The following is a 7,209-nucleotide window of genomic DNA, read 5'->3' as shown; positions in this document are numbered from 1 at the left end:
CTCATAATACACTCCATCCAACCCACCACCATGGTGGGTTTTCTTTTCCTTATTGAACATCAATTTACCTCAAGAGTAAAAATTAATTTTATTATTTTACCTAACAGGTATTTACTTTATTTTACCTAGTAGGTATATTTTATTCATCAAGACAACAAAAAAGCACATCAGATCTCGACCCCCGATGTGCTTTGCAAACAAACTGCGAGATAAGTATGAAACAAAACACTATCCCTAGTCAAACGACTGTACGCTTATATCAACACCCAACTGTTGAAGAGCAGCGCCCTTCTCGTTTTGCGACGATCAAAGCCAATTCAATCGACTTTCTAAAGTTTATTGTCCTTTCTGTATTCCTTTGGATAGTCATCTCATCTTTTATCACATGGATGTTTGGTGGCTAATCATGACTAATTTCAAAAAGCATCCTGACGGCTACAAGACTTATTTAGGTCTTGACCGCTTAACGAGCCTCTACTCTGTACGAATCGGTTGGCAAGTATTTGCATCAAATGCTAATGGCTCAGTTCTTTACAAAGTTAAAGACGAAGTTAAGACTCCTTTAGATGTTGAGAAGTTCAAAACTGAATATCCAAAAGTTTGGGAAGTACTTACTCAAGAAATTGATTTTCAGCGTAGAAAGCAACTGGCTATAAAGCTACTTGAAACAAATATCTCTTCACATGACCGCAAAACGTATAAGCAAAAACGCGGCTTCACTGGCTCAAGATAAGGATAATAAAAATGACAGTTTTCTTTAAAAAAGCAGAACGTAAAAATGCAAAATTGCGTTTAGCAATTGCAGGGCCTACAGGCTCAGGTAAAACCTTTACTGCACTATTACTAGCTAAAGGTATTGGTGGTCGTATTGCTGTCGCTGACACTGAAAATAGTAGCGCCGAGCTTTATGAAGATTTGGTGGAATTTGAACATGCCAATATTCAACCTCCCTACACACCAGAAAAGTTTATTCAGGTAATTAAAGCTGCTGAGCAAGCAAATTTTGACACCCTTATTTTAGACAGTATTACCCATGAATGGTCTGGTGTAGGCGGCTGTTTAGAGATTGTAGATCAATTGGCTGCCGGCCCGTTTAAAGGTAATTCGTGGGGAGCTTGGAGCCAAGCAACTCCCCGCCATCGAAAATTCATTGATGCAATGTTGCAGTCAAGCATCAACATCATTGTAACCATGCGCTCAAAAATGGAAACGATTCAAACCAACGACAACGGCAAAAAGAAAGTTGAAAAAGTTGGAATGAAGGCAGAACAGCGTGATGGCATTGAATATGAATTTACCACTGTACTTGATTTAACTCATGACAATATTGCTGTGGCTACTAAAGACCGTTCACGTTTGTTTTTAGATCCAAGACAACTTGGTGAAAATGACGGAGTTTTATTAAAACAGTGGCTCCTTTCAGGTTCTGCTAATGCATGTATCAACGGCAATCAATATTTAGAACTTGAGCATTTAATGCAACAAGCAGGTATTGATATTGCAAATTACTGCTCAAAGCGTGCTCTTAATAGTCTTCATGATGTGAAACAGCAAATATTTGATGAAACTTGTGAAAGTATAAAAAAAATTATTCAACGCAACGAACAAGCTCAGCAAGCAAATGAGCAGCAGTTAAAAGATCAGCAAGAAAAGACTTTAGAAACAGAGTATCAACTGGCTCTGAATCATATTGAAGCAGCTAAATCTATGAATGACTTGGACTATCCTGCTAAATATTTCAAAGGTACTAAATACGAACAAAACATTAAAAATGCATGCACTGCAAAAAAGGACATGGAGGGTTGGAGCGCTTAAGTACCTATATCTTTAGGTATGTTGCCAAACTACATGGCAACGGCACTCTAAGGGGTCGTATTGAAGCGACCTCTGCCCTCCATGCCAAGCAACGCGTCATACAGAGCAATGAGCTGATTAAGGATGCTCATATCTCCTTACTCAAGAATCAGGCTTCTGCCCGTAAAAATGCTTTTGAGGAATTAAAACAATGAAAGAAGCGCTCTATGGAACAAATACATTATGGTTTTTAGCTTTTTTAATTGCAGTGTTTTGGTGAGGTAATCTAAATGAAATGTATTGATAAACAAGCTGAGATTGATAAATTCAATGCCGCCAATGATGATGAAGAATTTTCACCAGAATCACTTGCGGCAATACTTGATGTTTCAACCTCATGGTTGCAAAAAAAGCGCTGTGAAGGTGGCGGCATTCCCTTTGCAAAAGTTCACTATCGAAAAATTATTTATAAAAAAGCTGATGTTTTAGCTTATATTGAACGACGACGCATACAATCAACATCACAAATGGCGGTTTAACCGCCTTTTTTAATGTAAAAATTTAGTAGGCAAACAATAGGCTTAAAACCAATAAAAATAGGCAAATTTGCAAAAATAGGCAGATAATAGGCAAATAAAGTATACTGTCGTATCATGACATGAGCTTTAATATTGTTTCAGGTGTTTTCATTAAAATACAAAAACTTAAAAACTATTTTCATATATTTATAAATGGTCTAATATCGTTTCATGTTGCTATAAAATCATTTTTACCCGAGAACTCATCGGGTTCAGGGTAACGACACATGCAGCGGCATCTTCGGAGCATTTATTTAGTTATAAAAACAATAACTTACAACCCATAATATCAATTTAAAAACCTATTATTTTCCACTAAATCAATCAAAAATAGGCTTATAGTAGGCTCTAGAAATATTGTGGTATATTGCAGCGTATCGTTTCGTCCTTTTTAAGTCACCATGACCCAAAGATATAAACTTACAAAAACATTTATCGACAGCATTCCCCTCGAAGAAACGGGAAGTAAATTTTATCGTGACTCAGTTACTATTGGTTTTGGTTTAATTGCAACAAAGTCGAAAACCTATTTTGTTGAAACGAGAATGCCCGATGGCCGAAACAAAAGGAAGTCCATTGGTAAACATGGCGTATATACTCTTGAGCAAGCACGTACTGAAGCTAAAAAAATATTGTTAATGATGCACCAGGGTATTGATCCAGTTGCTCAAAAAAGACAATTAAAGAATGACTTTAAATCCGAAAAAGAAGCAAATGAACTAATCCCTACGCTTGAACAAGCCTATGAAGTCTACAAAAGTAAAAAAAAGCTAAGTGCTAATACGATTGATGCTTATGACCGATGTGCCAATGATTATTTTAAAGATTGGAAAAACATCAAAATTACTGAAATTTCTCAGAAAATGACTTTAAACAAGCATATGGATTTATCGGAGCGAAGTTTAGCGCAGGCAAATCTTGCAATGAAGTTTTTATCTGCTGTCTACAACTTCAATGCCTCAATTCTATATAACGATAATGATGAAAAAATTATCACAGAAAAAAGCCCTGTTGGAGTTATTTATAAAGAGAAGAAATGGAATAAGATAAAACGCCGTAAAGGGTATATTCGAGCAGACCAGATACATGACTGGTCACTTGCTGTGTGTACAACTTGGTGGTCTGGTAACCAAAATTCAAATCATCGTGCATATACAAATCAAGATTTTTTACTTCTATTGATACTAACCGGATTTCGCAGAGAAGAAGGTGAAACACTGGAATGGACAAATGTTGACTTAAAATATGGAACTATAAAAATTCAGGATCCCAAAAATCATGAAGACCTTCTGCTACCGATGGGAGAAATGCTTTGGTATATTTTGGCAGAACGAAAAAAACTTGCTGGCAATAATAAATACGTTTTCGCTGGTGATACGCTTGATTCACATATTGTTGATAAGCGTGAAGCTCGCTATACGATAACTGAAGCAACTGGCATTCAATTTACATTTCACGACTTGCGGAGAACCTTTGGAACAATCGCAAATAGTCTAGCGATTGGTAGTTACACAATTAAAAAACTCATTAATCACACAGTTGGTGATGATGATAATGATGTAACCGATGGGTATGTCCAAGTGACATTTGATGATCTTCGTAAGGCTATGAATATGATTGAAAATGTTGTGTTATCTGACATTTCAAAAGCTTTGATCAAAAAAAGAATCTCCTTTGAACAAAAATCAATAAGGAATATTCAAGAAAAATGGAATGAGCATAACAATATTATTATAAGCAGATATTGTGAATAGTTGGGCAAAATAAAATACGTAACTATTAAATTTAAAGGTCGACATGAAAGAATTTTTTATAGAATGTATAAATTTTTATAAAACCCTATTTAGCTTTAGAAATATTGTTTATATGCTAACTTTACAATTTTTCTTATTTTTGATTATCTTGTTGGCACTTCCTTTAGGTGAAGATAATACTCTGCATTTGGGAAATTTACATATAAAATTTGAGTCAATTAATCTAGGGGATCTGGGAGGCTTTCTTTCTGGTATTTTTGCACCATTAGCATTTTTGTGGCTTATGCTTAACATGAAACAACAAGATAAAAATCTTGAAATTGCTGAAAGACAACTTAGTATTTTATTGAAAGAAAAAGAGAATAGAAGAAAAATTACTCGAGCTCAACTCAAAACTTTACCAACAAAACCAGAAGAGTTTGTATCAAATGCAACGAATCTATATTTTAAAATTGGAATCATTAGCAACTCACCTCTGGTTGATTGCTATACAAATGGATTTATAAGTCAATCCAAATTTTCATTGATTTTTTCAAGCTCAAAGGCAGAAATAAATTTATCAACTACTAAGAAAAATATTAACAAGGATGAGGTTTTTTATTTAAACATAATGGTTGACATTAGTTCATTAAAAAATGAGCGTTTTGTTCTGGAAGACAATATTGAAATCAATTATTTAGATATTGATGGCTTTGAGCAAAATCAAACCTTCAAAGTTATTTTTTATCTACCTGAGAGTAATCCTGATAATCCCAATTTTGCAAAAATGTATGCCATTCTTCTCTTACAGCCTCACAATTATTAAAATTTTATATATTCGAATTATGGATTTATTGCTAGAAGCTATATAAATTTCTAAACTCAATTATCTTCATTCGACTATAGTAAAAATATGAAAGAAAAAATCTTGAACTTTATAAAGAATATGCATGGCAATGTTTCTTTTGTAGAGTTACAAAATGAATTTCCAGAAATAAAGGGAAGTGAACATTTCGGTCAAGAGAGCTTCAACTTGCTTTTTTGGCCAAATGTGACAATTGACTTTATTGAAGCAATTAATTCATTAATACATGACAATAAAATCATGTTCTCGCCCTGTGAGCCAATACTTTATACTGGTGATGGTGTAATTGTTGACTTCCCTGTTGCAAAAGAATTCCAAAAACATACCTCTATGCATTGGTATCCAATGGTTTTTAGTGCTCTTTAACTTCAATTTTCACTCGGGTTAGTTTAGATTCTAACCCTTGACTAATACTAAAAATTAAACAAGACCCTTGATTCAAACATAAAAATATATACATCATACGAAAGAAATATGATACATTTTGACAAAACCAGCCGAGTTATACACTTATGGATATAAACGAACTTCGACCTCACATTCAAAGCCGCATTGCTCATGAATTCGGTACTAACTTTTTAGATGGTTTAGTTTTTTCTATCAAGAATAGACTTCTAGAAAAAGATGCTTTTGTGCAAGAAATTTACTTCTCTCCTGAACTTGCTCAACAAGAAAGTTCAAAATATGAACCTGGTTTATTAATGGATGCGCTTTTGGCAACTGCTAATGAATCGGGTCATAATGCTGTAGTTCGAGATACTAAACCTAAAGGACATCAATTTGTTCAAATGACAACACCATCATGTCATGTTGTCATTACCAGAAAAGATTCTTTGAATACTAAAAACGCTAAATTTTATCTTGAACAATCCCGTTCAAATATTGGACTTGTTAAAAACCACCAAAGTGATCTTTTGATTAAGGCTATTCTTAATGAAGACGTAGAATTGGATGATTTACTTTTTGTTTGTGTAACTGGTTACTGGAATTCAGATTTTGAATTATTAGATCTAGATTTCATTATTCCACATCCGATTGAGAATAGACCAATTCTACAATTTAGTTTAGCTGAATTGAAAAAATCTGCTTCAGAACCGATGACTGATGTAGCAGAAGAACCTATACTCGCGATCAAGAAACGCCTTGAACAAGCTGATGATGGTTCTCGCGCTTCAGGTGAGTAAATATTGGAGGTACAGACGATGTTGGGTATAGATAAGTTCGAGCCAGAAAGGTTGAAACTTGCCCGTCAAATGTACGATGACTTAAGTAAAACTGCTTTGGCTACAATGATTGATGTAGCGCCATCTACTGTTACAAAATGGGAAGATGGTACTCATAGCCCTCAGCCAGAGGTATTAAATAATCTAGCTGAGGCTTTAGGTATTCCATTGCATTGGTTTATTCGTAAAGTTCCTAATTACGGTAACCCTTTATTCTTAAATCGTGCAAAAAAACGTGTGCTAAAAGCACCGTGTTTTAGATCAAATGCAATGTTAATGAACTTAGCAGAAGTACATTCAATAGCGGATGAATGGATTTCATTTCCTAAGGTTGACTTAATTGACTCCTTAACTAGAGAAGAGTCCTTATCATTAAATGAAGGTAAAATTCAATTATTAGCAGAGCAGTTACGTAATCATTGGGGATTGGGTTCATCGCCTATTCCGAACCTGATGAAACGTATAGAACGTGCAGGTATTGTGGTTGCTAGATTTGAAATTGGTTATGAAGAGATGGATGGTACATCCGCTTGGATAAATGATAAGCCTTATATCTTTATTGCTGCCGATAAACATAACTACTTTAGAAGTAGATTTGATTTAGCACATGAGTTAGGACATATCGTAATGCATAGATATCTAACTGAAGAGGATAAAAAAAATTGGTTTGATAAGCTTGAAGATCAAGCCCACTATTTTGCCAATTGCTTTTTATTCCCTACAAGCGCATTTATAGCTGAAACGAGAAGTCGTATTTCACTTGAATCCTTAATGCTACTTAAAAAGCGCTGGGGAATTTCTTTGGCTGCAATGATATATAAAGCAAAAACTTTAAATATCATTTCTGAGGATCAGAATTCAAAACTCTGGAGAAGTTACCGCTATCGAGGTTACACAAAATCAGAACCTTACGATGTTGAAACTCCACCAGAAGAGCCTAATTTACTTAAAAATATGATTAAAATGTTACTTGAACAAGGTGGTTTTGATAAAGCAAATATCATTGATAAGTTTGG

9 protein-coding genes are annotated in these 7,209 nt (G+C 34.5%); all 9 read left to right on the top strand.

Features of this window, described 5'->3' with window-relative positions; genetic code table 11:
• The first annotated feature begins 215 nt into the window (after positions 1–215).
• Positions 216–404 (top strand): hypothetical protein, encoded by a 189-nt coding sequence (locus NL42_RS03160; protein ID WP_461311722.1) that lies wholly within the window; start codon positions 216–218, stop codon positions 402–404.
• 2 nt (positions 405–406) lie between these two features.
• Positions 407–733 (top strand): hypothetical protein, encoded by a 327-nt coding sequence (locus NL42_RS03155; protein WP_461311721.1) that lies wholly within the window; start codon positions 407–409, stop codon positions 731–733.
• An 11-nt stretch (positions 734–744) separates the two neighbouring features.
• Positions 745–1,815, top strand: a complete 1,071-nt coding sequence (locus NL42_RS03150) for an ATP-binding protein (protein WP_461311720.1) — start codon at positions 745–747, stop codon at positions 1,813–1,815.
• A gap of 269 nt (positions 1,816–2,084) precedes the next feature.
• Positions 2,085–2,333: a helix-turn-helix domain-containing protein gene (locus NL42_RS03145; RefSeq protein ID WP_199111869.1), complete on the top strand. Its 249-nt coding sequence runs from the start codon at positions 2,085–2,087 to the stop codon at positions 2,331–2,333.
• A gap of 440 nt (positions 2,334–2,773) precedes the next feature.
• Positions 2,774–4,126, top strand: coding sequence for a tyrosine-type recombinase/integrase (locus tag NL42_RS03140; protein ID WP_461311719.1), 1,353 nt, complete (start codon positions 2,774–2,776; stop codon positions 4,124–4,126).
• A 43-nt stretch (positions 4,127–4,169) separates the two neighbouring features.
• Entirely contained in the window at positions 4,170–4,931 is a 762-nt protein-coding gene (locus NL42_RS03135) for a hypothetical protein (protein WP_461311718.1), read from the top strand.
• Positions 4,932–5,018: 87 nt separating this feature from the next.
• Positions 5,019–5,336, top strand: a complete 318-nt coding sequence (locus tag NL42_RS03130) for a hypothetical protein (protein WP_151745095.1) — start codon at positions 5,019–5,021, stop codon at positions 5,334–5,336.
• A gap of 146 nt (positions 5,337–5,482) precedes the next feature.
• Positions 5,483–6,154 (top strand): hypothetical protein, encoded by a 672-nt coding sequence (locus NL42_RS03125; protein WP_151745096.1) that lies wholly within the window; start codon positions 5,483–5,485, stop codon positions 6,152–6,154.
• 18 nt (positions 6,155–6,172) lie between these two features.
• Positions 6,173–7,209: helix-turn-helix domain-containing protein (locus NL42_RS03120; protein ID WP_461311717.1), on the top strand; the 1,037-nt coding region annotated here is incomplete at its 3' end.

Source organism: Acinetobacter sp. GN11, assembly GCF_054823985.1.
This window is presented reverse-complemented; position numbering and strand designations above follow the sequence as displayed.

What these genes read in the sequence shown, in the direction of transcription:
- NL42_RS03160 (WP_461311722.1), top strand. Translation starts at nt 216, where the DNA reads ATGAAACAAAACACTATCCCTAGTCAAACGACTGTACGCTTATATCAA.
- NL42_RS03155 (WP_461311721.1), top strand. Translation starts at nt 407, where the DNA reads ATGACTAATTTCAAAAAGCATCCTGACGGCTACAAGACTTATTTAGGT.
- NL42_RS03150 (WP_461311720.1), top strand. Translation starts at nt 745, where the DNA reads ATGACAGTTTTCTTTAAAAAAGCAGAACGTAAAAATGCAAAATTGCGT.
- NL42_RS03145 (WP_199111869.1), top strand. Translation starts at nt 2,085, where the DNA reads ATGAAATGTATTGATAAACAAGCTGAGATTGATAAATTCAATGCCGCC.
- NL42_RS03140 (WP_461311719.1), top strand. Translation starts at nt 2,774, where the DNA reads ATGACCCAAAGATATAAACTTACAAAAACATTTATCGACAGCATTCCC.
- NL42_RS03135 (WP_461311718.1), top strand. Translation starts at nt 4,170, where the DNA reads ATGAAAGAATTTTTTATAGAATGTATAAATTTTTATAAAACCCTATTT.
- NL42_RS03130 (WP_151745095.1), top strand. Translation starts at nt 5,019, where the DNA reads ATGAAAGAAAAAATCTTGAACTTTATAAAGAATATGCATGGCAATGTT.
- NL42_RS03125 (WP_151745096.1), top strand. Translation starts at nt 5,483, where the DNA reads ATGGATATAAACGAACTTCGACCTCACATTCAAAGCCGCATTGCTCAT.